This window comes from Sphaerisporangium flaviroseum, from assembly GCF_039537005.1.
Classification (GTDB): domain Bacteria; phylum Actinomycetota; class Actinomycetes; order Streptosporangiales; family Streptosporangiaceae; genus Sphaerisporangium; species Sphaerisporangium flaviroseum.
The window spans coordinates 45623-67794 of sequence record NZ_BAAAZR010000032.1 but is presented as its reverse complement, the minus strand read 5'-3'; the positions used below and the strand labels follow the sequence as shown (position 1 = coordinate 67794).

At 70.6% G+C, this 22172-nt stretch carries 18 protein-coding genes; 4 read left to right on the top strand and 14 right to left on the bottom strand.

The window, feature by feature from the left end; all coding sequences use genetic code 11:
• Positions 1-4 precede the first annotated feature (4 nt).
• The 12 genes from ruvA to pgsA form a co-directional block, all read right to left on the bottom strand.
• Positions 5-625 (bottom strand): Holliday junction branch migration protein RuvA, encoded by a 621-nt coding sequence (gene ruvA / locus ABD810_RS30925; protein WP_344948542.1) that lies wholly within the window; start codon positions 623-625, stop codon positions 5-7.
• Positions 622-1260 (bottom strand): crossover junction endodeoxyribonuclease RuvC, encoded by a 639-nt coding sequence (ruvC, locus tag ABD810_RS30920; RefSeq protein WP_344948693.1) that lies wholly within the window; start codon positions 1258-1260, stop codon positions 622-624. Before ruvC ends, ruvA begins: the two co-directional genes overlap by 4 nt.
• A gap of 125 nt (positions 1261-1385) precedes the next feature.
• Positions 1386-2552, bottom strand: a complete 1167-nt coding sequence (locus ABD810_RS30915) for a GNAT family N-acetyltransferase (protein ID WP_344948540.1) — start codon at positions 2550-2552, stop codon at positions 1386-1388.
• A gap of 134 nt (positions 2553-2686) precedes the next feature.
• Positions 2687-3436 carry a YebC/PmpR family DNA-binding transcriptional regulator gene (locus tag ABD810_RS30910; RefSeq protein ID WP_344948538.1) on the bottom strand — a complete coding sequence of 250 codons (750 nt, stop codon included), beginning with the start codon at positions 3434-3436 and terminating at the stop codon, positions 2687-2689.
• Positions 3437-3439: 3 nt separating this feature from the next.
• A complete protein-coding gene (gene pdxT, locus ABD810_RS30905; protein ID WP_344948535.1) occupies positions 3440-4030 on the bottom strand; it encodes a pyridoxal 5'-phosphate synthase glutaminase subunit PdxT in 591 nt (196 codons plus the stop codon).
• A 240-nt stretch (positions 4031-4270) separates the two neighbouring features.
• Complete coding sequence (locus ABD810_RS30900; protein ID WP_344948532.1) at positions 4271-5770, bottom strand: alkaline phosphatase D family protein; 1500 nt, start codon at positions 5768-5770, stop codon at positions 4271-4273.
• Positions 5771-5897: 127 nt separating this feature from the next.
• Positions 5898-6812 carry a pyridoxal 5'-phosphate synthase lyase subunit PdxS gene (gene pdxS, locus ABD810_RS30895; RefSeq protein ID WP_344948529.1) on the bottom strand — a complete coding sequence of 305 codons (915 nt, stop codon included), beginning with the start codon at positions 6810-6812 and terminating at the stop codon, positions 5898-5900.
• A gap of 204 nt (positions 6813-7016) precedes the next feature.
• A complete protein-coding gene (locus ABD810_RS30890) occupies positions 7017-7913 on the bottom strand; it encodes a DUF3048 domain-containing protein (RefSeq protein ID WP_344948526.1) in 897 nt (298 codons plus the stop codon).
• A 401-nt stretch (positions 7914-8314) separates the two neighbouring features.
• Positions 8315-8848, bottom strand: coding sequence for a LemA family protein (locus ABD810_RS30885; protein ID WP_425566983.1), 534 nt, complete (start codon positions 8846-8848; stop codon positions 8315-8317).
• Between the two features lie 8 nt (positions 8849-8856).
• Positions 8857-10074 (bottom strand): glycosyltransferase family 4 protein, encoded by a 1218-nt coding sequence (locus tag ABD810_RS30880; RefSeq protein ID WP_344948519.1) that lies wholly within the window; start codon positions 10072-10074, stop codon positions 8857-8859.
• A 7-nt stretch (positions 10075-10081) separates the two neighbouring features.
• Entirely contained in the window at positions 10082-10984 is a 903-nt protein-coding gene (locus tag ABD810_RS30875) for a phosphatidylinositol mannoside acyltransferase (protein ID WP_344948517.1), read from the bottom strand.
• Positions 10985-11045: 61 nt separating this feature from the next.
• On the bottom strand, positions 11046-11645 hold the full coding sequence (gene pgsA / locus ABD810_RS30870) for a phosphatidylinositol phosphate synthase (protein WP_344948515.1): 600 nt from the start codon (positions 11643-11645) through the stop codon (positions 11046-11048).
• A gap of 305 nt (positions 11646-11950) precedes the next feature.
• Between pgsA and ABD810_RS30865 the strand changes: the two genes are divergently transcribed.
• The 3 genes from ABD810_RS30865 to ABD810_RS30855 all read left to right on the top strand — a co-directional run bounded on the left by ABD810_RS30865 (position 11951) and on the right by ABD810_RS30855 (position 18647).
• On the top strand, positions 11951-14110 hold the full coding sequence (locus ABD810_RS30865; protein ID WP_344948512.1) for an elongation factor G-like protein EF-G2: 2160 nt from the start codon (positions 11951-11953) through the stop codon (positions 14108-14110).
• A 428-nt stretch (positions 14111-14538) separates the two neighbouring features.
• Entirely contained in the window at positions 14539-16122 is a 1584-nt protein-coding gene (locus tag ABD810_RS30860) for a glycoside hydrolase family 10-like protein (RefSeq protein ID WP_344948509.1), read from the top strand.
• 335 nt (positions 16123-16457) lie between these two features.
• Positions 16458-18647, top strand: coding sequence for a hypothetical protein (locus ABD810_RS30855; protein ID WP_344948506.1), 2190 nt, complete (start codon positions 16458-16460; stop codon positions 18645-18647).
• A 335-nt stretch (positions 18648-18982) separates the two neighbouring features.
• Here ABD810_RS30855 and ABD810_RS30850 read toward each other — a convergent pair whose 3' ends face one another.
• Positions 18983-19525 carry an HIT family protein gene (locus ABD810_RS30850; RefSeq protein ID WP_425566980.1) on the bottom strand — a complete coding sequence of 181 codons (543 nt, stop codon included), beginning with the start codon at positions 19523-19525 and terminating at the stop codon, positions 18983-18985.
• Between the two features lie 183 nt (positions 19526-19708).
• Here ABD810_RS30850 and ABD810_RS30845 point away from each other — a divergent pair, with 183 nt between their 5' ends.
• Complete coding sequence (locus ABD810_RS30845) at positions 19709-20311, top strand: Asp23/Gls24 family envelope stress response protein (protein ID WP_344948499.1); 603 nt, start codon at positions 19709-19711, stop codon at positions 20309-20311.
• A gap of 54 nt (positions 20312-20365) precedes the next feature.
• Here the strand turns inward: ABD810_RS30845 and thrS are convergent.
• Positions 20366-22172, bottom strand: a 1807-nt coding sequence (gene thrS, locus ABD810_RS30840; protein WP_344948497.1) for a threonine--tRNA ligase, incomplete at its 5' end; no start/stop codon positions are given.

Below are 22172 nucleotides of genomic sequence, written 5' to 3'. Positions count from 1 at the left end.
CCCCCTATCGAACGCTCAGGGCCCGCAGGGCCGCTTTCAACAGGGCCGCGACGGCCGGGGTGCGCCCGGCCGCCAGATCCGCGTCGGCTTCGGGCGACACGACCGCGATGGCCTCGTCGGCGTCCTTGGCGGAGTATCCGAGGCCGACGAGCCCGGCGTGCACCTGCTCGCGCCAGGCCGGCTTCTTGGCCCTGCCGTTGAGCGCGGCGGTGACGGCGGCGTCAGGGGTGCCGAGCCTGTCCTTCAGCTCCAGGATGATGCGCTGCGCGCCCTTCTGCCCGACGCCGGGGACCATGGTGAGCGCCTTGACGTCGGCGCTCGCCACCGCGACCCGCAGGGCGTTGGGCGTGTGGACGGCGAGCATGGCCAGCGCGAGCTTCGGGCCGACGCCCGAGGCGGTCTGCACCATCTCGAACACCGCGCGCTCGTCGTCGGTGCCGAAGCCGAACAGCGTGAGCGAGTCTTCACGGACCACCAGGGAGGTGGCCAGGCGGGCCTGCTCCCCCGGGTGGAGCGTCGCCAGCGTGCCCGGCGTGCAGTGGACGAGGATGCCGACCCCGCCGACCTCGACCACCGCCGAGTCGGGGGCGATCGCGGCGACGCGCCCGGAGACCGAAGCGATCACAGAGCCGCTCCCTTCGCGGAACCGGCGCCGGACGTGCCCGCCGCCCCGGAGGCGCCGGGAACGCCGCGGGCTCCTGTCGCACCGGGCGCCCGCCGTGACGGGGCGCCTTGCGGCCGGGCGGCGCTCTTAGCCTTGGCCAGGGCCTCGGCCAGGCGGTTCTGGGTACTGCCGCGCCAGATGTGGCAGATGGCGAGGGCCAGGGCGTCGGCGGCGTCCGCGGGCTTGGGCATGGCGTCGAGCCGGAGCAGCCGGGTGACCATCGCGCCGACCTGGGCCTTGTCCGCGTTGCCGTACCCGGTGATCGCGGCCTTCACCTCGGAGGGCGTGTGCAGCGCGACGGGCAGGCCACGCCGGGCGGCGCAGACGATGGCCACGGCGGAGGCCTGGGCGGTGCCCATCACCGTGCGGAGGTTGCTCTGGCTGAAGACCCGCTCCACCGCGACGGCGTCGGGCTTGATCTCGTCGAGCCAGCGCTCGATCTCGCCCTCGATCGCGACCAGGCGCGAGCCGATGTCGTCACCGGCGGGAGTGCGCGCGACGCCGACCTTGACCAGTGTCAGCGCGCCGCCGGCGCGCCCTTCGACGGCACCGAGGCCGCAGCGGGTCAGCCCGGGGTCGACCCCCATCACCCGCAGCTCAGGTAGCCGCACCGACACGCCTCCCCAGACCGCCGAACACCTGTTCGGCCCCGAACTCTACCCCGGCCACCACGGCGGCGCACCACCAACACGCCGCCCCCGAAGCCCGCCGGTGGCGCGGATCAGAAGTAATCGATCATGTACGGCTTGGCGGCGAAGGCGGCGCCGAGCAGGTCGTCGATCTCCGGTGCACCGCCGGTGAGCAGCCCGGCGCGGCGCAGGGCGCTGCTGTGGACGCCCGCGAACAGGGCGGACATGCCGCCGATGGTCAAGCGGGGCACTTCGGCACCCGGCGGCGCCGTGACGAGGATGGCGGCGCCGTGGCCATCGGAGACGGAAAGGCGCCACACGCCGGAGTTGGCCGGACGCTGCGGGTCGTCCACCTCGACCACGGCGTCGACCTCGACTCCGGCGGGGTAGCCGCGCCGGGCCACGGCGGACGGAAGGTCGACGAGGCGGAACATCCAGCGGGCCTGCTCGACCGAGTCATCGGACCGCTCGCGCAGCAGCCACAGCACCGGGTCGTCGGGCTCCAGGCTCGCCGTCACCGTCGTGGCGATGGAGGAGGCCGTGCCGACGAGCGACCACAGGGCCCGCGCCGTCGCCTCTGACCCGGCCACCAGGTTGTCCACGTCGATGTCCCCGCCACTCCAGCGGTAGAGGACGAACCCGTCGTCGGCCATGTAGGCGAAGTCGTCCTCGTCCTGCAGCCACAGGCGGATGAGGCGCTCCTCCCAGCCCAGCGGCCCCGAGGCGCGCGTGGCGGCGTAGACCCGCTCGATCATGCCGCGCAGCTCGGGGGCGTCGTCCGGGGCCATGCGCCTGAGCTTGACGCCGCCGTCGCGGGCGCCCAGCGTGCGAAGGGCCTCGGCGGGCAGCGTGACGCGGTTGCGGGACCCGGCGTGCTCCCAGCCCAGGCCGCGGTAGAGCGGGGTGGTGGCGGGGTAGAGCGCGGAGACGACGTGGCCGAGCTCGGCGCAACGCTCCAGCACGCCCCGCATCAGGAAGCGGCCGACGCCCCGTCCGCGATCTTCCGGGGCGACGGTGACGCCGGCGACCCCGCCCATCGACACCGGGCGGCCGTGCCACCACTGGTCGTAGGAGTGGATCCGGGCGGCGCCGAGCAAGCGGCCGCCGTCGAAGACGCCGAGGTAGCGGCCCTGCGCCAGCGACGGCGTCACCCTGGCCCGCCACGGCTCGATGCTGTCCGCGGGCAGGAGGCCGAAGGCGCGCTTGCGGCCGTCGAGCACGGCGTCGAGGTCGTCGGCCGTCACATCACGAATGTCCACGACCACCCAACCTATGGCCCACGCCAATGGCCGGTCGAATCGTTTTCGCCCCCCGACCTGGCCCGTTCGCCTTTTCTCGCCGTCCCGGCCGCCACCCCCGGCCCGGGCCGGGGGCGCGCCGTGGCACGGGTGGATCAGTCGAGCTTGGCCAGGACATCGTCGGAGACGTCGAAGTTGGCGTAGACGTTCTGCACGTCGTCGCTGTCCTCCAGGGCGTCGATGAGGCGGAACACCTTGCGCGCGGCGTCCTCGTCGACGGGAACGCTCATCGTCGGCAGGAAGCCGCTCTCGGCCGAGTCGTAGTCGATGCCGGAGTCCTGCAGGGCCTTTCGGACCGGGACCAGGTCACCGGCCTCGGACACGACCTCGAAGGAGTCGCCCAGGTCGTTGACCTCCTCGGCGCCGGCGTCCAGGACGGCCGTGAGCACGTCGTCCTCGCTGAGGTCGCCCTTGGGGACGATCACGACGCCCTTGCGGTTGAACATGTAGGACACCGAGCCGGGGTCGGCCATGGAACCGCCGTTGCGGGTCATGGCCACGCGTACCTCGGAGGCCGCGCGGTTGCGGTTGTCGGTCAGGCACTCGACCAGCACCGCGACACCGCCGGGCGCGTAGCCCTCGTACATGATGGTCTGCCAGTCGGCGCCGCCGGCCTCCAGGCCGCCGCCGCGCTTGCGGGCGCGCTCGATGTTGTCCACCGGCACCGAACTCTTGCGCGCCTTCTGGATGGCGTCATACAGCGTCGGGTTGCCGTCCGGGTCGGGCCCACCGGTCCGGGCCGCCACCTCGATGTTCTTGATGAGCTTGGCGAAAAGCTTGCCGCGCTTGGCGTCGATCACGGCCTTCTTGTGCTTCGTCGTCGCCCATTTGGAGTGGCCGGACATCGGCTAGAGCTCCCTCACCATCTCGACAAAATACGAATGAACCCGCGTGTCCCCGGTCAGCTCAGGGTGGAAGGACGTCGCGAGCAGAGGTCCCTGCCGGACCGCGACGATCCTATCTCCCGGCTCGGCCAGTCCCAGCACCTCGACATCCGCGCCGACGGACTCGACCCAGGGGGCCCGGATGAAGACGGCGCGCATGAGACCACGTCCCGCGAAGTCCAAGGATGCCTCAAAAGAGTCGACTTGGCGGCCGAAGGCGTTGCGACGCACCACCATGTCGATGCCGCCGAGCGTCTGCTGGCCCTCGATGCCGCCCTCGATGCGGTCGGCCAGCAAGATCATGCCGGCGCAGGAGCCGTAGGCGGGCATGCCCGACTTGACGCGCATGCGCAGCGGTTCAAGCAGGTCGAACGCGTCGGCGAGCTTCCACATGGTCGTGGACTCCCCGCCGGGGAGTACCAATCCGTCCACCGCTTCGAGCTCCGCCGGCCGCCTGACGGCCACGGCGCTCGCGCCGGCGGCCTCAAGCGAGCGGACGTGTTCACGCACGTCGCCCTGCAGGGCGAGTACGCCGATCGTCGGCGCAGACGTCACCGGTGTTCCTCTCCATCACTGCTCGAATGCTCACCACGCTCGAGGCCGCGGCCCGGAGCCGTCTCCTGCGGCCGGGCCGGCGCCCTCGCAGTGGCCGCTCCCCCGGGCGGCGCCTTCCCGGCGCCGTCCCCGTGTGCGGATCCCCGTGGAACGCGTACGTTCCGAAGCGTACGGCCATGCGGAACAACGTCCCAAACGGCCTGCGGCTTCCCTCACGCACGAGCGTGATCGGGAGACCGGTCAGGTCTGCCGCAGGAGCCTGGGGGCCTTGTCCGCGACGAGGAAGGCGGCGGCGCGCACGGCGGGGGCGCCGGGGATGCTGACGTACCGCACGATCTTGAAGTCCGCGGTGAGCACGGTGGGCTCCACCTTGAGCATGAGGTAACCCCGTTGCCGCAGGTGGAACCGCAGGTGCGGGTTCTCCGCGAGCAGCGAGTCCCTGGCGCGATCGAGGTCATGGCCGTCGCCGCCGCTGCTGACCGAGGTGACCGCGAACTCGGTGCCGACCACGCGGGACGAGGAGTCCTCGTAGTCGAGGACGAGGTCGCCGGCCCAGTGCGAGTGCACGTCACCGGTGAGAACGACGGCGTTGCGCACCCCCGCGTCGACCCAGCCGCGGGTCACCCTGGTCCGCGACCCGGCGTAACCGTCCCAGGCGTCCTGCCTGACGACCTTCCCCGATCTGGAGTTCTTGCCGCGGTGGCCGAAGAACACCTGCTGGCCGATGATGTCCCACAGCGCCTTCGACTCCCGGAACCCTTCGAGCAGCCACCGCTCCTGCTCGGCCCCGATGATCGTGCGGTCCTGGCCCAGTGTCTCGGGGCACGCCCTGAATCCGGCGCCGCAGAGCGCCGGGTCGCGGTACTGGCGGGTGTCGAGCAGGTGGAGGGTGGCGAGGCTCCCCCACCGCAGGCGCCGGTAGAGCTTGATGGCCGAGCCCTGCGGCAGGGCGGTCCTGCGCAGGGGCATGTGCTCGTAGTAGGCGTGGAACGCGGCTTCGCGCCGGGCGGCCGGCAGCAGGCTCATCCAGTTGTTGCGGACCTCGTGATCGTCCATGATCACCACCCACGGCGACGCCGCGTGGGCCGTGCGCAGGTCGGGGTCGGTCTTGTAGAGGGCGTGCCGGCGCCGGTATCCCGTCAGCGTCTTGGCCTCCGGCCCTTCGTGCTCGCGTACGTTGCCGCCCGGGCACTGGTGCTCGCCCTTGCCGTGCTCGTAGATGTAGTCGCCGAGGTGCAGCACCAGGTCGGGGCGTTCCTGCGCCATCCTTGTGTAGGCGGTGAAGTGCCCGTGCTGGAAGTTGGCGCACGAGGTGACGGCCAGGTTGAGCGAGGCGGGGAGCGAGGCGGACGCGGGCGCGGTCAGCGCGCGCCCGATGGGCGAGACGTACGGCCCGGCCTTGAAGCGGTACCAGTACTCCCGTCCCGGCTCCAGCCCGGTGATCTCGGCGTGCACGCTGTGCGCCCAGTCGCGTACGGCCTCCTCCGTGCCGCGCCGTATCACCCGCGCGCAGGCGGGGTCGGCGGCGATCTCCCAGTAGACCGGCACCGGGGCGGGGGGCATGCCGCCGAATCCGTCTTCGGCGAGGGGCACCGGGGCGAGGCGCGTCCACAGGACGAAGCCGTCGGGGGCGGGATCCCCGCTGGCCACGCCGAGCGTGAAGGGGTCACCGAAGGACGCGCGCAGAGGCGGCACCCCCGATGCCAGCCCCATCACGAGGAACGATCGCCGGTCGATCACATGACGATCATCAACTATTCACAGCAAACGCCGGGTATAGGGACACCCAGGTCAGAGGGGATATTTCCGGACGATCAATCGCGTGCTCCGGCACCCCACGGAGCGGGGCGCCGGAGAGCGGAGACGGTTACCAGCCTCGGGTGGCGAGACGCTCGGAGTCGGGCAGGGTGGCGAGGTTGATGCCGACCATGGCCTCGCCCAGGCCCCGGGAGACCTTGGCGATGACGTCGGGGTCATCGTAGAACGTGGTGGCCTTGACGATCGCGGCCGCACGCTTGGCCGGGTCACCGGACTTGAAGATGCCCGAGCCGACGAACACGCCCTCGGCGCCGAGCTGCATCATCATCGCGGCGTCGGCCGGGGTGGCGATGCCGCCCGCGGTGAACAGCACGACGGGCAGCTTGCCGGTCTTGGCGATCTCGGCGACGAGCTCGTAGGGGGCGCGGAGCTCCTTGGCGGCGGCGTAGAGCTCGGCCTCGTCGAGCGCGGCCAGGCGCTTGATGTCGCCGCGGATCTGCCGCATGTGGCGGGTGGCCTCCACGACGTTGCCGGTGCCGGCCTCGCCCTTGGAGCGGATCATCGCGGCGCCCTCGGCGATGCGGCGCAGGGCCTCGCCGAGGTTGGTGGCCCCGCAGACGAAGGGCACGGTGAAGGCCCACTTGTCGATGTGGTTGGCCTCGTCGGCCGGGGTGAGCACCTCGGACTCGTCGACGTAGTCGACGCCGATGGCCTGGAGCACCTGGGCCTCGACGAAGTGGCCGATGCGGGCCTTGGCCATGACGGGGATCGAGACGCCCGCGATGATGCCGTCGATCATGTCGGGGTCGCTCATGCGCGACACGCCGCCCTCGGCGCGGATGTCGGCGGGCACACGCTCAAGGGCCATGACGGCGACCGCGCCGGCGTCCTCAGCGATCTTGGCCTGCTCCGGGGTGACGACGTCCATGATTACGCCGCCCTTGAGCATCTCGGCCATGCCGCGCTTCACGCGGGCGGTGCCGGTGACGGCGGTGTCGGTGACTTCGGGGGTGCTGCTGGACACGGTCTTTCCTCACGAGCGCGACAATGGGTTCCCGTCCCATGTTAGGCGCTGATCAGCATGGTGCCTGCCCGTCCGGACCGTCACATATGGCGGGCGTCTTTGGACATGTTGTACGGCTCGGGCCTGGTGAGGGCGTCCTCACCCGCCGCGGCCGCCGGGCGGGGGCTCACGGCGGCGCGGCCGTTGCCGGCGACTCTCCGCTGGTCAGGGCTGGACGGGCCTGGGAGCGGCGAGCACGATCCACACCTGGCCGCGGCTGAACGCCATGGGCCGGCCGTCCTCGGTGGTGAACTCGGTCCCCGCCTTCTCCGACGAGCGCGACCATTTCGCCTTGTAGGCCTTGCCGTCGCGCAGGACGACGGCCTTGCCCTTGCCGGTCGTCTGGATCAGCGGCGTGTAACTGCCGGTGAAGTCGTGGAACTCCGACCTGGTGGTCTTGGCGTACTGGACCACGATGGTCGGTGCGCCGAGCTGGCCGCCCTCGGCCGCCATGTTCTTCTTGCCGTCCTGCGCCACGAGCCAGCGCTTCTGGGCGGCGGACCACGTGAACGTGAACTGTGCTGCCGGATATTTTACTGAAAATGACTTTTTGGGGGTTCCACCCTCGGGTGCGTCGCCGAAGGTCAGGCCGATGTCCTTGGCCCGGCTCGCCTTCGGCGCCCCCGCGAGCAGCTTGGCGGTGTCGGCGAAGAGGTTGTAGGGGGCGACGCGACCCGGCTGGCGGAAGTAGGCGCCCGGCTTGCTGCTGTCGGAGACGTCGAACAGCGGAGCCTCCCTGACCAGGGGCACCATCTTGGTCTGCACACCTGAGTAGGCCAGCGCGGGCCTTCCGAACATCGGCAGCAGGTGCAGGTCGGAGATACGGGCGCTGCGTACGGGCCCGACCTTCTCCGGAATCTTGGAGGAGAAGATCGCCATCAGGCGGGTCAGCCCGCCCTCGACCTGCTCGACGTACACCAGGTCGGCGCTGCGCAGGCCCATCTGCGGCCGGCCCGCGGCGGTGTTCTCGATCTTCACGGCGAGCACGGGCTTCCGGCTCCCCACCGGCTGTCCGGTGAACGGGTGCTCGGGCGGCGGGGGCGGCGTCGCCGGCGACGTCACGACGGGCTCCGCTCCCTGCGCCGCCGGTGCGGCTCCACCGGACGATGAGCACGCCACCGCGGGCGCTAGAACGGCGGTTCCCGCAAGCGCGCTGCCAATCACCCGATTTAACCGCACAGCTCCACTCCTCCCGAAATATCCTGAAATCGCCATGAGCTTACCGATGGTTGGCAACAGGTTTCTGCTGGTCCGGCGGAAGTTTCCATGATTCACAGCCGAGTCCGAGTAAAGCCAGGTCAAGATCCCAGGCGAGAAGCATCGGAAGCACTGGAAAACCCGCCCAACCACCCACCGGCCGCCTGTATCACCGCGAATCCACCACAGAAGGACGGCCAGGACCAGCGGACGACCACCGCTGATGGGCGGGGTGAGCAGTCGCGGAGGGGAGCGATCGCGGGTCGTCAGGACTGCTGGGCGAAGGACACCGGCTCGTCGTCGTCGATCTCGAAGTACGAGGGGTACTCGGTGTGGCCGGCCAGGCGCAGGGTACGGGCCAGCCAGGCGCGCTGGGCCTGGCGGGTCACCCCGACCGCGTTGTTGTAGAAGCGGCGGGAGTAGATCACCTTGGTGACGGCGGTGTCGAGCTCGGCCATCAAATCGGACCCCGCGGGGGTCTCGGCCAGCCGCTCACGGAAACGCTCCTGGTCCATGACGGCCCGCAGGGTGCGCGACAGGTCGCTCTCGGCGTGCTCGCGCTCGTCCGGACCCGCCGTGCGGGCCTCGTGCGTGGCGGCGGCCAGCACCAGGCTGGTCGCCGGATCGAGGACCCGGGACGCGGCCAGCTCCATGCACACCGCGGCCCGGCGTATGAGCGCCGCGTCCAGGGCGGCACGGGCGGTCTCCAGGCGGATGTGCAGGCGGTCGAGCCGCCCGGCCCGCCAGGAGATGTAGACGGCGGCCAGCACGACCATCACGCCCACCAGCAGGATGAGCATCGTGGTGGTCACAGGGGGTCACCCCCGCGGGTCCGGGCGCCCTCGGGCACTCGGGCCGCGGGCTCGGCAAGGTCGTCGGAGCCGAGCCCCCGGCCCTGCTGCTCCTCCTCCACGCCCCCCACCGCGGTCGCGGTGACGGTCTCGTAGACCCGTACGACGTCGCGCGCCACGGTCGACCAGTCGTACTTGCGTACGGCCAGGCGCGCCTCGGCGGCCAGCCTGGCCCGGCACGCCGGATCGTCGAGAAGGGTGGCCGCCTCCCTGGCGAGCGAGGCGGCGTCCCCCGTCACGAACAGGGCGCCGGCCTGGCCCTCGCCCAGCACCTTGCGGAACGCGGGGATGTCGCTGGCCAGCACGGCGGCACCCGCCGCCATCGCCTCGGCCAGCACGATGCCGAAGCTCTCGCCGTGGGTGTTGGGGGCGCAGAAGACGTCGACGGAGTGGTAGGCGCGAGCCTTCTCCTGCTCGCTGACCATGCCGAGGACGCCGACGCGGTCGCGCAGCGAGGGGGGGACCTTGGCCAGCACGTCGGAGGCGTCACCGGGGCCGGCGATGAGCAGCCGCACGCCGGGACGCTCCGGGGCCAGCTTGGTGAACGCCTCCAGCAGCACCGGCAGGCCCTTGCGCGGCTCGTCCATGCGGCCGAGGAAGCCGATCACCCCTCCGTCGGGGCCCCAGCCGTCGAGCGGTTCGGCCTCGGCGTACCGGCTCACCGTGACGCCGTTGGGGATCAGGACGGCGTCGCCGCCGAGATGCTCCACCAGCGTCTTGCGCGCGGCGTCCGACACGGCGATGCGGCCGGTGATCTTCTCCAGGGCGGTGTGCAGCACGGGCGCCGAGACGGACATGGCGCGCGAGCGCTGGAAGGAGGCGTGGAAGGTGGCCACGATCGGGCCACGGGCCGCCCAGCAGGCCAGCAGCCCCACCGACGGCACGGCCGGCTCGTGGACGTGGAGCACGTCGAACCGGCCCTCGCGCAACCACTTCCGCACGCGGTTGGCCGACAGGAACCCGAAGGCCAGGCGCGCCACCGAGCCGTTGTACGGCACGGGGATGGCACGCCCGGCCGAGGTGACGTAGAACGGCAGCGGTGCGTCGTCGGAGGCCGGGGCCAGCACCGAAACGTGGTGGCCGTCGGCGATGAGGGCCTCCGCCAGATCGCGGACATGGGCCATGACGCCGCCTGGAACATCCCAGGTGTACGGGCAGACCATGCCGACCCTCATGGTGCCGTCACCGTGGCTCCAGGTCGTCGAGCCAGAGTCGCTGCAGCATGTGCCAGTCCTCGGGGTGCTGGGAGATGCCTTCCTGGAAGGCACGCGCCATGCTCTGCGTCATGACGGCGACCTTCTCCTGGCGCGTGCCCTCGGCGGGGACGGGGATCTCCTCGTGGATGTGCAGCCCCCAGTCGTCGCCCTCGAACCACAGCGTCGCGGGGTGCAGCGCCGCGCCGGTCTGGACCGCCAGCAGCGCGGGACCGGCCACCATGCGCGTCGTGCCGTCGAAGAAGTCGACCTCGATGCCCTTCTCGGTGAGGTCTCGCTCGGCGGGCAGGCACACCGGGCGTCCGGCACGAAGCCTCTGGGCGAGGGTGCCGAAGGCGTGGGCGGTGCCGCCTCCCTTGGACGTGAGCGGCAGCACCTCCATGCCGAGGCTCTCGCGGAACGCGACGAACCGCTCGTACAGCGACTCGGGCTTGAGCCGCTCCATGACCGTGGTGAACGGGTAGCCATTGTGGATCAGCCAGGCACCGGCGAGGTCCCAGTTGCCCATGTGGGGCAGGGCGAGCACGATGCCCCTGCCGCCGTCGACGGTCGAGAAGATCCTCTCGCCGCCGGTGGTGTGCATGCCGCTGAGGATGCGCTCCTTGCTGATGGCCGGAAGACGCAGCGCCTCCATCCAGTAGCGGAAGTAGGAGCGCATGCCGGCCCGGCTGAGGTCGCGGATCGACGGATCCGCCGCGTCCTTGCCGGTCACTCGGGCGAGGTTGGATTCGAGGCGGCGCACGAGCTTGCCGTGCCGCCACCACAACAGGTCGGCGACGAGACGGAAGGCCCACGCGGCCACCGGCTCGGGCAGCTTGGGCACGAGCACCCAGCCAAGGTGGTAAGCCCAGGCAACGAGCCGATCAGTCAACGCGAGGTTCACCCCCAGAAATCGATAACGAGACCAGTCCTCGATGGAAACGGTCCCAGGTTCATGTTGGCACCGTCTGGCGGTAAACGTGGATGATCCGCTGCCCGACGGTGAACGCGCTCGCGGCGGCGAGGAGCCAGAGGCCCACCGCGAGGATGTACGGCACCCCGAGCCCCGAAAGGCCGGCGGCGACGAGCACGACCAGCAACCGCTCGGACCGTTCCGCCAGGCCCACGTCACAGCTGAGGCCGAGCCCTTCGGCGCGCGCCTTCGCGTACGACACCACCGCCCCGGCGACCAGGCAGAACAGCGCGACGCCTGCCAGGACCCCCTCGCCGGTGGCCATGAACCACAAGATCAGCCCTGAGAAGATCGCGGCGTCGCCGACGCGGTCGAGGGTGGAGTCGAGGAACGCCCCCCAGACGCTGCCTGTGCCCAGCATCCTGGCCATGACGCCGTCGAGCAGGTCGGCCAGGACGAAGACGGTGATGACCACCGAGCCCCAGAAGAGCTGGCCCCGCGGGTAGAAGCCGAGCGCTCCCGCCGCGACGCCGAGCGTGCCGAGGAGGGTGATGACGTTCGGGCTGATCCCAAGGCGGGCGAGCGCCCGGCCCAGAGGAGTGAGCACACGGGTGACGGCGGGGCGCAGGAGCTTCAACATCGCGGTCCGATCGTAGGCCACATGGGGCCCGTGGTTCGAACGAAGCGCCTGATGTGACCCACCGCACGCGAATCGGGTGCGAGGAGTCGGGGAACGGGGAAGGAGAGAAGACGGAGAGAGAAGCGGTCGGCGAACACAGGGCCAAGACGAGACGTCATTTCGCAAGCACTTTTGCCTGTCCCCTCTTGTGATACGCGCCACAGAGGTAAAGGGTGTTATGCACCGCGCTCTCTCGGGCGGCGGGCGCGGCGGCGGACGATGTGGCCGCGCGCGGCCGCATCTCACGGCGAGACGCGGGAGGCGACGTGCCGGAGAGAACGACGGGCGGACCATCAGGAGCCGCGGGCAGGGCACCCTCGGCCGACCGGCCGGATGCGGTGCGCAATGTCGCGCTGGTCGGCCATTCCGGATCGGGCAAGACGACGCTCGTCGAGGCCCTTCTGGCCGCGACGGGCACCATCCAGCGCACCGGCCGGGTGGAGGACGGCACCACGGTCAGCGACTTCGACGAGGTGGAGGTGCGCCAGCAACGCTCGGTGAACCTCTCGGTCGCGCCGCTGGTCCACAACGACATCAAGATCAATCTGCTGGACACGCCCGGGTACGCCGACTTCGTCGGTGACCTGCGGGCGGGGCTGCGAGCGGCCGACGCCGCCCTGTTCGTCGTCTCGGCGGCGGAGGGCATCGACGGGCTGACGCGCATGCTGTGGGAGGAGTGCGCCGCGGTCGGCATGCCGCGGGCGGTGGTCGTCACCAAGATCGACCACCAGCGGGCCGACTTCGACGAGGTGGTCGCGACCTGCCAGGACATCTTCGGCGACGGGGTGGCCCCGCTCTACCTGCCCGTGGTGACCAACGGCCACGTGAACGGCCTCATCGGGCTGCTGTCGCAGAAGTTCTACAACTACGCGACCGGCACCCGCACCGAGAACGCCCCGGGCGCCGGTTACCAGGAGCAGATCGAGGCGTACCGCGGGACGCTGATCGAGGGCATCATCCAGGAGAGCGAGGACGAGTCCCTCATGGACCGCTACCTCTCCGGCGAGGAGATCGACACCAAGGTGCTGATCGACGACCTGGAGAAGGCCGTGGCCCGAGGTGGCTTCTATCCGGTGCTGGCCACCTGTGCCACTCCCGGCTCCGGCGCGGTCGTCGGCATGATGGAGCTGCTGGAGATCATCACCGCCGGCTTCCCCTCGCCCATGGAGCATCCCCTGCCGGAGATCAAGACGATCGACGGCCGGCCGGCGCCACGCATGGAGTGCGACCCGGACGGGCCGCTCGTCGCCGAGATCGTCAAGACCACCAGCGACCCGTACGTCGGGCGCATCAGCCTCGTGCGGGTCTTCTCCGGCACGCTGCGCCCCGACATGGTGGTGCACGTCTCGGGTCACGGCCTGGCGGAGCGCGGCCACGAGGACCACGACGTCGACGAGCGCATCGGCGCCCTGTCCTCGCCTCTCGGCAAGATCCAGCGCACCACGACCAAATGCGTCGCGGGCGACATCTGCGCGGTGGCCAAGCTGAGCAGGGCCGAGACGGGCGACACCCTGTCCGACAAGGACAATCCGTTCTGCGTGACGTCCTGGGTGATGCCCGACCCGCTCCTGCCCGTCGCCATCCGGGCCAAGTCCAAGGCCGACGAGGACAAGCTGTCGCAGGCCCTCGGGCGCCTGGTGGCCGAGGACCCGACGCTTCGCCTGGAGAACAATCCAGAGACGCGCCAGCTCGTCCTGTGGTGCATGGGCGAGGCCCACGCCGACGTGCTTCTCGACCACCTGGCCAGGCGCCACGGCGTCGAGGTCGAACGGGTCGAGCTGCGGGTGCCGCTGCGCGAGACCTTCGGCGGCAAGGCTCAGGGCATGGGCCGCAACGTCAAGCAGACCGGCGGCCACGGTCAGTACGCCATCTGCCACGTCGAGATCGAGCCGCTGCCGTCGGGCGGCGGGTTCGAGTTCGTCGACAAGATCGTCGGCGGGGTCGTGCCGAGGCAGTTCATCCCCTCGGTCGAGAAGGGCGTGCGGGCCCAGATGGATCGCGGAGTGCTGGCCGGCTATCCGGTCGTGGACATCCGGGTCACCCTGTACGACGGCAAGGCGCACTCGGTCGACTCCTCGGACATGGCCTTCCAGATAGCCGGGCAGCTCGCGCTGAAGGAGGCGGCGGCCAAGGTCCCGGCGTTGCTGCTTGAACCGGTGGACGAGGTCTCGGTCCTGGTCGAGGACGAGCACGTCGGCTCGGTGATGTCCGACCTGTCCTCGCGGAGGGGACGCGTCCTCGGCACCGAACCTGTCGGCGTCGGTCGCACTCTGGTCAAGGCCGAGGTGCCCGAGCTGGAGATCACCCGGTACGCCATCGACCTGCGGTCCATGTCCCACGGCACCGGCACCTTCCAACGGAGCTTCCTGCGGTACGAGCCGCTGCCCTCCCATCTGGCCGAAAAGCTCAGGTCGGCCTCGGACTAGGACGGCATCACGGCGAACGACGCCCATCCGGCCGGCTCGCGCGCCAGCGCGTACCGACGGGTGGGCGCCGGGCGCCGCGCGGTGACCGGCTCCTGGGAGTGTTCTGGCCTGCGGATGGCGGCGTTGGCGCCGGGCATATCCGTACAAAGCGGTGCATTTCATCGCCCCCGAGGTAAGGCGATTGTCACCCGCGCTCCGGCGGCGCCCGCTCCGTCCTGGCGTGGCACGGCCGCCCCGGCACGCGCGCGGCCGTGGAGCCGCAGGTCCATCGCGGGATCCGCCGTGGCGCGGCGGGCCCGCGCGCTTCTTCGCCCGTGCGCATCATTGGTAACGCTCGCCCCACTGGTCGCTACTGTCACAGAGGCATCACAATACGATTTCTTTTATTGGGCCTTAGCAGCACTTTGCCAATGCCAGACTGATGTCCCATGCGAAACGGACATCGGCCCTTGCTCGCCGCGGCCACCCTCGCGGTGGTCACCACCGGCGTCGCCTACGTCTTCGGGCCCGGCGCGGCTCCGGCGGACAGCGAGACCAGGCCCGCGGCCCGGGCCGCCGCCCGCCCCGCCACGGCGGAGGCGTGCCAGGTGAACGCCAAGTACCCCAAGCGGCAGCTCCGAGGCGTGTGGATCGCGACGGTGCACAACGTCGACTGGCCGTCGAAGACAGGGCTCGACCCGGCCCGGCAGCAGGCGGAGTACATCAAGGTGCTCGACAACGCGGTCAAGCGCAACCTCAACGCGGTGTTCGTCCAGGTCCGCCCGGCCTCCGACGCGTTCTACAAATCCCCCTACGAGCCGTGGTCACAGTGGCTCACCGGCACCCCGGGCCGCGACCCGGGCTGGGAGCCGCTGCCGTTCCTGATCGCCGAGGCGCACAAGCGCGGCCTGGAGTTCCACGCGTGGTTCAACCCGTACCGCGCGGCGGACAAGGACGACCTGAGCAAACTGCCGGCCGACCACCCCGCGCGCCTGCACCCCGAGTGGGTCGTCAAGCACGAGGGCAGGGCTTACTACAACCCCGGGCTGCCTGCGGTGCGCGCCCACACCGTCAAGGTCATCAAGGACGTCGTCCAGCGCTACGACGTCGACGGAGTGCACTTCGACGACTACTTCTATCCCTATCCCGGCAGGGGGACGAAGTTCGCCGACGCCGCCGCCTTTACAAAGTACGGCAAGGGCAAGGCGCTGGCCGACTGGCGCCGTGACAACGTCAACCAGCTCGTCGCCCAGGTCGGCAAGGCCGTCCACGAGGTGAAGCCCTACGTCAAGTTCGGGATCAGCCCGTTCGGCATCTGGCGCAACAAGTCCAGCGATCCGTCCGGCTCGGACACCAAGGGCCTGTCGGCATACGACGCGATCTACTCCGACGCGCGCGCCTGGATCAAGGCCGGTTCGGTCGACTACGTCATGCCGCAGCTCTACTGGCCGCGCGGCTTCGCCGTCGCCGACTACGCCAAGCTCGTCCCGTGGTGGGCCAACGCGGTCAAGGGAACCGGCGTCCACCTCTACATCGGCCAGGCGCTCTACCGCGTCGGCGCCAAGGACGTCGCGGCCTGGACCAAGTCCGGCGAGCTCCCCGCCCACCTCACGCTCAACCGCAAGCACCCCGAGGTCCAGGGAGACGTCTACTTCAGCGCCACGCAGCTCGGCAAGAACCCTCTGGGCGTGCTCGACAAGATCGTCAAGGACCACTACCCGCGTCCCGCGCTGCCCCCGCTGATCAAGGGACTCGGCGGGAAGGCTCCGGCCGCTCCGGCCGGCCTGCGCAACGCCGGCGGGACCTTGACGTGGAAGTCCGCCCCCGGCGCCCGCGGGTACGCCGTCTACCGGGTCGCGGGCACCAAGCCCGGCGACTGCCCCACCACCGACGCCCGCAACCTGCTCGCCGTCGTGCCCGCGACCGGCGCGGCCGAGCAGTCGTACGTCACCGGTTCCGGCGGCACCTATCTGGTGAGCGCCCTGGACCGCCTCGGCAACGAGGGCGACGCCGTCACGGCCGTACTCCCCTGATCGCCGTTAACGCCTGATCGCCGACCTCTGCGATCGCCGCCAACACCCGCCCGCCCCCCGTCCAGGATCATCCTGTCGCGGCACCCCGCCCCGACCGTCCGGGCTCACCTTCCCGTGAGCGGTCCGGACGGGAGGGGCGGAACGCTGTGAGACTCGGCTTGCGCGGACCGCAGGGGAACCTGGCTTAAGGTGCGTGGTGGGGATGCCCGGGTTCACGGGTGAACCCGGCGCGGCTTTCCGGTGAACCCGGCGCGACATCCACATTCAGGCGAGGTTCGAGCGCGGTTTCCTGGACCTCGCCGCGGACTTTCCCGTACGGTGCCAAGGATTTGCCGGTGAGCGGTTTTGGGAGGTCAGTGGTGAGGCGGGCGCTCGGCGCGTTGGCCGTGATCATGTTAGGGCTGATCATGGCCCCCGCCGCCGCACGGGCGGACGTGCCCGGCCGCGCGGCACTGACCGACACGCCTCGGCGGGCGACCCTGGCGGATGCGCCCGGCCGCGTGGCGCTGATCGGTGTGCCGGGGCTCCACTGGCACGACGTGAACGCCACCGACACCCCCAACCTGTGGCGGCTGGCGGGCCAGAGCGCGCTCGGCTCGCTGTCGGTGCGCACGGTCGGACGGATCACCTGCCCCTACGACGGGTGGCTGACGATCTCCGCCGGAGTGCGGGCCGCCGTCGGCTCCCGGTGCGGGCCACCGCCCGCCCTCGAACAGGAGGGCACCGGGGCGGTCATCCCCGACTTCGACTGGCTGTGGACCGTACGCGACGTCAAGTACGCCGGCACCCTGGGCGCGACCGCGCACGCGGCCGGCCAGTGCACCTCGGCGGTCGGGCCCGGCGCGGCCCTCGCGCTGGCCGACCGCGCCGGGCGGGTCGACCGCTACGCCCCGACGCCCGACAAGGTCACCGACTGGTCCGGCTGCGGCCTGCTGGCCGTGGACGTCGACGACCTCATCCGCCCCTACATCGACGCCGAACGGCTGTCGGAGGTACCGGAGAAGCTCTCCCCCGGGCAGCGCAAGGACGCACTGCGAGCGGCGGACGCCAAGGCCGGCACCGTGCTCGGGCACCTGCCTCCGGACACCACCGTCCTCCTCGCCGGGCTCGCCGACCATGGATCGGAGCCGCACCTGCGGGTCGCCATGTGGCGGGCGGCAGGCACCGGGGGGCACCTGCTCGGGGGCAAGTCGACCCACCGGGACGACATGGTGATCCTGCCCGACCTCACGGTCACAATGCTCAAGACGGCCGGGCTGGCCGTTCCCGCCACCATCATCGGGGCGCCGTTGGCGGCCACCCACCCGGCGACCGCGGACGAAGGCGCGACGGCGCTGCGGCACGCCGACATCGCCGGGCAGACCATCCGCGAGGTGGGCGGCCTGTTCTTCACCACCCTCGCCGCGCTGCAGGTGCTGTTCTACCTGGTCGCCTTCATCCTCCTGCGCCGCCGCCACGCTCTGGGCGCCGTGCGGATCGCCGCCCTCAGCCTGGCGTCGCTACCGGTCTCGACGTACGTGGTCAACCTGACGCCCTGGGACCGCGCGGCCGTTCCGATGCTCGCGCTGGTGGCCGGGATCGTGGCCTGCGCGACCACGCTGACCGTCCTGTCCTTCGCCGTCCCGGCCCTGTGGTCGCGCCTGCGGGGCCGCCCGGGCGAGGGAAGCGTGCTCGGCCCGCCGTCGGTCGTGGCGGGCGTCACGGCGGCCGTGCTGCTCGGCGACCTGCTCACCGGAACGCCCCTGCAGCTCAACAGCGTCATGGGCTACACCGGTGTCGTCGGCGCCCGCTACTACGGCCTGGGCAACATTCCCTTCGCCCTGCTCGCCACCGCCGTCCTGCTGGTCACCACGGCGGTCGCCGACGGGCTGGTGCGGGCGGGCCGCCGCCGGGTGGCCGTCGCCCTGGTCGCCGGCCTCGGCGGCTTCGCGATGATCCTCGACGGCTGGCCAGGGGTCGGCAGTGACTTCGGCGGCGTGATCGCCTTCGTGCCGGGCATCGCGGTCACCGCCCTGCTCGTGGCGGGCAAGCGGGTCTCGATCCTCAAACTGGGCGCCTTCTGCGTCGCCGGCGGCATCCTCGTGATGGGCATCGCCTACCTCGACCACCTGCGCCCACCCGCCTCGCAGACCCACCTCGGGCGGTTCGTCGGGCAGATCTTCGACGGCACCTTCCTGCCGGTGATCCTGCGGAAGCTGGGGGCCATGCTGAGCACCCTGCTGTCGCCCAACCTGATGCCCATCGTCATCGCGGCGTTCGCGTTCCTGATCTTCGCGCTGTTCCGGCCCGGCGCCGCCAGTGCCGGGGTCCTGCCCGTGGTCTTCGAACGCGCGCCGATGCTGCGCGCGGGCCTCATCGGCTCGCTGGTCAGCGGGGTGGTCGGGATGCTGGTCAACGACTCGGGCGCCGCCGTGCTGTCGATGTCCCTGGCGCTGGCGGTGCCACTGGTGCTGTCGGCCGGGATCCAGGCACTCGCCCCCTCCTCACCCGAGCCCTCCCCCGTCCTGAGCCCGCTACCGACCTGAGCGAACCTTGCTCTGTTTCGGCTCGGGCCGGTTCGTCACGGGGCCGAGCCGGTATCCCTTCGACGAGCAGAGCCGGACCGGGAGTCACCGGAGAAGGGTCAGGCCGGGGATCACCTAGGTCACGAACCGCCCTCGCCTCGTCCGGTCAAGTTCCTGCTCAGCCTGCCTTCGGTGGCTTTCACACCGGGGTGGGCAACACCCGGGTACCCCGATCAAACGGGTGCCGGGAGGGCCTTCACGCCGACAAACGACCTGTGCGAACCACCACACCCACGCCCCGCGTCACCCCGGCCGGCAACGCCGAAGGCCGGTGTCGACGGGCCGTAGAGCCTGACTCAGGCGGGCCAGGCGTCGGCGAGGATTTCGCGGGTGTCCAGGAGCAGTTGCGGGAGCACCTTGGTGTGCCCCACCACCGGCATGAAGTTCGTGTCGCCGCCCCAGCGGGGCACGACGTGCTGGTGCAGGTGACCGGCGATGCCCGCTCCGGCGACGTGGCCGAGGTTCATGCCGACGTTGAAGCCCTGCGCGCCGCTCGCCTTGCGCAGCGACAGCATCGCGCGCTTGGTGAAGTCGGCCAACTCCGCCGTCTCGCCCTCGTCGAGGTCCACGTAGTCGGCGACGTGCCGGTACGGGCAGACCATCATGTGCCCGGAGTTGTAGGGGTAGAGATTGAGCACGGCGAAGACGGAGGAGCCGCGTGCGACGATCAGCCCGTCCTGGTCGCTCATCGTGGGGATCTGGCAGAACGGGCAGCCGTCACCGGGGCCCGTCCCGCTCGGCTTGTTCTCTCCCTTGATGTAGGCCATGCGGTGCGGGGTCCAGAGACGCTGGAAGTTGTCGGGGTCTCCCGCACCGGGCTGCTCAATCGGCTCCTGCATGCCTTGCAGCATAGGACGCCGGGGCACGGCGGAGTCGGGCGGGCGCGTCCTAATGAGGGACGACGAATCCAGTGCCATTCGGCAGAATCCCACACGGCCCACAAGCAGGACAGGTATGACGGGGAGGTGTCGCGTGGACCTCGATCCCGAAACCGACATCGGCCCAGAACCCGAGGAGCTTCAATGACCGACGCCATCTCGACCGAGGAATCGACCGTGGAAGGCCAGTCCCCCGACGAGGAGTACGCGGAGCCGGCGCGAGCGTTTCCAGATGGCGTGCCCGCTCCGTCCCCCGTGCCCGGACACACCCTGGGAGAGTCCCCCATGACCCACGGCGGTAACGGCGCGAGCGGCGCCGGCGGGATCGCCGAGGACCCCTACCCCACGTCCGGTGTGAGAGGACGCATCAAGGTCGCCGACGAGGTCGTGGAGAAGGTCGCCGCCCTCGCCGCGCTGGAGATCACCGGGGTGGCCGACCTGGGCGGTGACCTCGAACGGGCGCTGGAGTCGGTGCGCGACCGCATCGGGGTCGGCTCCAAGCGGCCCGACCAGGGTGTCCGCGCCCACATCGAGAACGCTCAGGTCACCGTCGACGTCACCATCGTGATCGAATACGGCCACATCGTCATGCAGGTCGCCGGCGACGTCAAGATCAATGTTGCCCGCACGGTGAGCCACATGCTGGGGATGCGGGTCGTCGAGGTCAACGTGACCGTGGACGACGTACGGCTTCCCGGCGAGCCGCAGCAGGAGAGGCCCGACGGCGACCACGTGGAGAGCTTCTAGCGGATCGGTGACCGAACGCCCGGACGCGTGACGCCCGGGCGTTCAGCCGCGCGATCAGACTTGAACGCGACGGTCGACGGCGTCGAGGATCTCGGCGATCGCCTCGTCCACCGGGACGCCGTTCTTCTGCTCGCCGCTGCGATAGCGGAAGGACACCGCGCCGCCGGCGATGTCCTCGTCGCCGGCGAGCAGCATGAAGGGCACCTTGGACTTCTGCGCGTTGCGGATCTTCTTCTGCATGCGGTCGGTGGAGCCGTCGACCTCCACGCGGATACCGTGGGCGCGGAGCTTATCGGCCACCTCGCCGAGGTAGGACACGTGGGCGTCGGAGATCGGGATCCCGATCACCTGCACGGGCGCCAGCCAGGGAGGGAACGCCCCGGCGTAGTGCTCCACCAGGACCCCGAAGAACCGCTCGATGGACCCGAACAGCGCGCGGTGGATCATGACGGGCCGCTGCCGCGATCCGTCGGCTCCCTGGAACTCCAGCTCGAAGCGCTCCGGCAGGTTGAGGTCCACCTGGATGGTCGACATCTGCCAGGTGCGGCCGATGGCGTCCTTGGCCTGCACCGAGATCTTGGGCCCGTAGAAGGCCGCGCCGCCCTCGTCGAGGACCAGGTCGAGGCTCTCGGCCTCGGCCGCGGCCCGCAGCGCCTCGGTGGCCTCCTGCCAGACCTCGTCGGTGCCGATGGACTTCTCGGGATCGCGGGTGGACAGCTCCAGGTAGAAGTCGTCGAGCCCGTAGTCGCGCAGCAGCCCGAGCACGAACCGCAGCAGGCTCTTCAGCTCATCCTGCATCTGCTCGCGGGTGCAGTAGATATGGGCGTCGTCCTGCGTCATGCCGCGAACGCGGGTGAGGCCGTGCACCACGCCGGACTTCTCGTAGCGGTAGACGGTGCCGAACTCGAACAGGCGCAGCGGCAGCTCGCGGTAGGACCGCCCGCGCGACCTGAAGATCAGGTTGTGCATCGGGCAGTTCATGGGCTTGAGGTAGTAGCGAGCGCCCTCCAGCTCCATGGGAGGGAACATGCCGTCGGCGTACCAGTCGAGGTGGCCCGAGGTCTGGTAGAGGTTCTCCTTGGTGATGTGCGGGGTGTTCACGAAGGAGTAGCCCGCCTCCTCGTGCCTGCGCCGGGAGTAGTCCTCCATGATGCGGCGCATCACGCCGCCCTTGGGGTGGAACACCGCGAGGCCCGAGCCGAGCTCGGTCGGGAAGGAGAACAGGTCGAGCTCCGCGCCCAGCTTGCGGTGGTCGCGCTTCTCGGCCTCCTCCAGCAGGTGGAGGTACTCGTCCTGCTTCTCTCGGGACTCCCAAGCGGTGCCGTAGATGCGCTGGAGCTGCGGGTTCTTCTCGCTGCCCCGCCAGTAGGCGCCGCCGGAGCGCATCAGCTTGAACGCAGGGATCACCCGGGTCGTGGGAAGGTGCGGGCCCCGGCAGAGATCCTTCCAGCGCAGGTCGCCCGACTTGGCGTCGATGTTGTCGTAGATGGTGAGCTGGTCGCCCCCGACCTCGACGCTCTCCTCGTCGGCGGTGCCGCCCTTGAGCCCGATCAGCTCCAGCTTGTACGGCTCGGCGGCGAGCTCCTCACGGGCGGCCTCGTCGGAGACGGCCCGCCTGGAGAAGGTCTGCCCCTGCTTGACGATCTCGCGCATGCGCTTCTCGATGCGCTTGAGATCGTCGGGGGTGAACGGCTGCTCGACGTCGAAGTCGTAGTAGAAGCCGTTCTCGACCGGCGGTCCGATGCCCAGCCGGGCGCCGGGGAAGATCTCCTGGACGGCCTGCGCCATCACGTGGGCGGTGGAGTGGCGCAGGATGGCCCGGCCCTGGTCGCTGCCGATCTCGATGGGCTCGACGGTGTCG

Bases quoted from the DNA above. Each gene is read 5' to 3' on its own strand.
- ABD810_RS30910 (WP_344948538.1), bottom strand. From the start codon at position 3,436: ATGTCCGGCCACTCCAAATGGGCGACGACGAAGCACAAGAAGGCCGTG.
- ABD810_RS30885 (WP_425566983.1), bottom strand. From the start codon at position 8,848: ATGCTCATCCTGCTGGTGGGCGTGATGGTCGTGCTGGCCGCCGTCTAC.
- ABD810_RS30880 (WP_344948519.1), bottom strand. From the start codon at position 10,074: ATGAGGGTCGGCATGGTCTGCCCGTACACCTGGGATGTTCCAGGCGGC.
- pgsA (WP_344948515.1), bottom strand. From the start codon at position 11,645: ATGTTGAAGCTCCTGCGCCCCGCCGTCACCCGTGTGCTCACTCCTCTG.
- ABD810_RS30860 (WP_344948509.1), top strand. From the start codon at position 14,539: ATGCGAAACGGACATCGGCCCTTGCTCGCCGCGGCCACCCTCGCGGTG.
- ABD810_RS30850 (WP_425566980.1), bottom strand. From the start codon at position 19,525: ATGCAGGAGCCGATTGAGCAGCCCGGTGCGGGAGACCCCGACAACTTC.
- ABD810_RS30845 (WP_344948499.1), top strand. From the start codon at position 19,709: ATGACCGACGCCATCTCGACCGAGGAATCGACCGTGGAAGGCCAGTCC.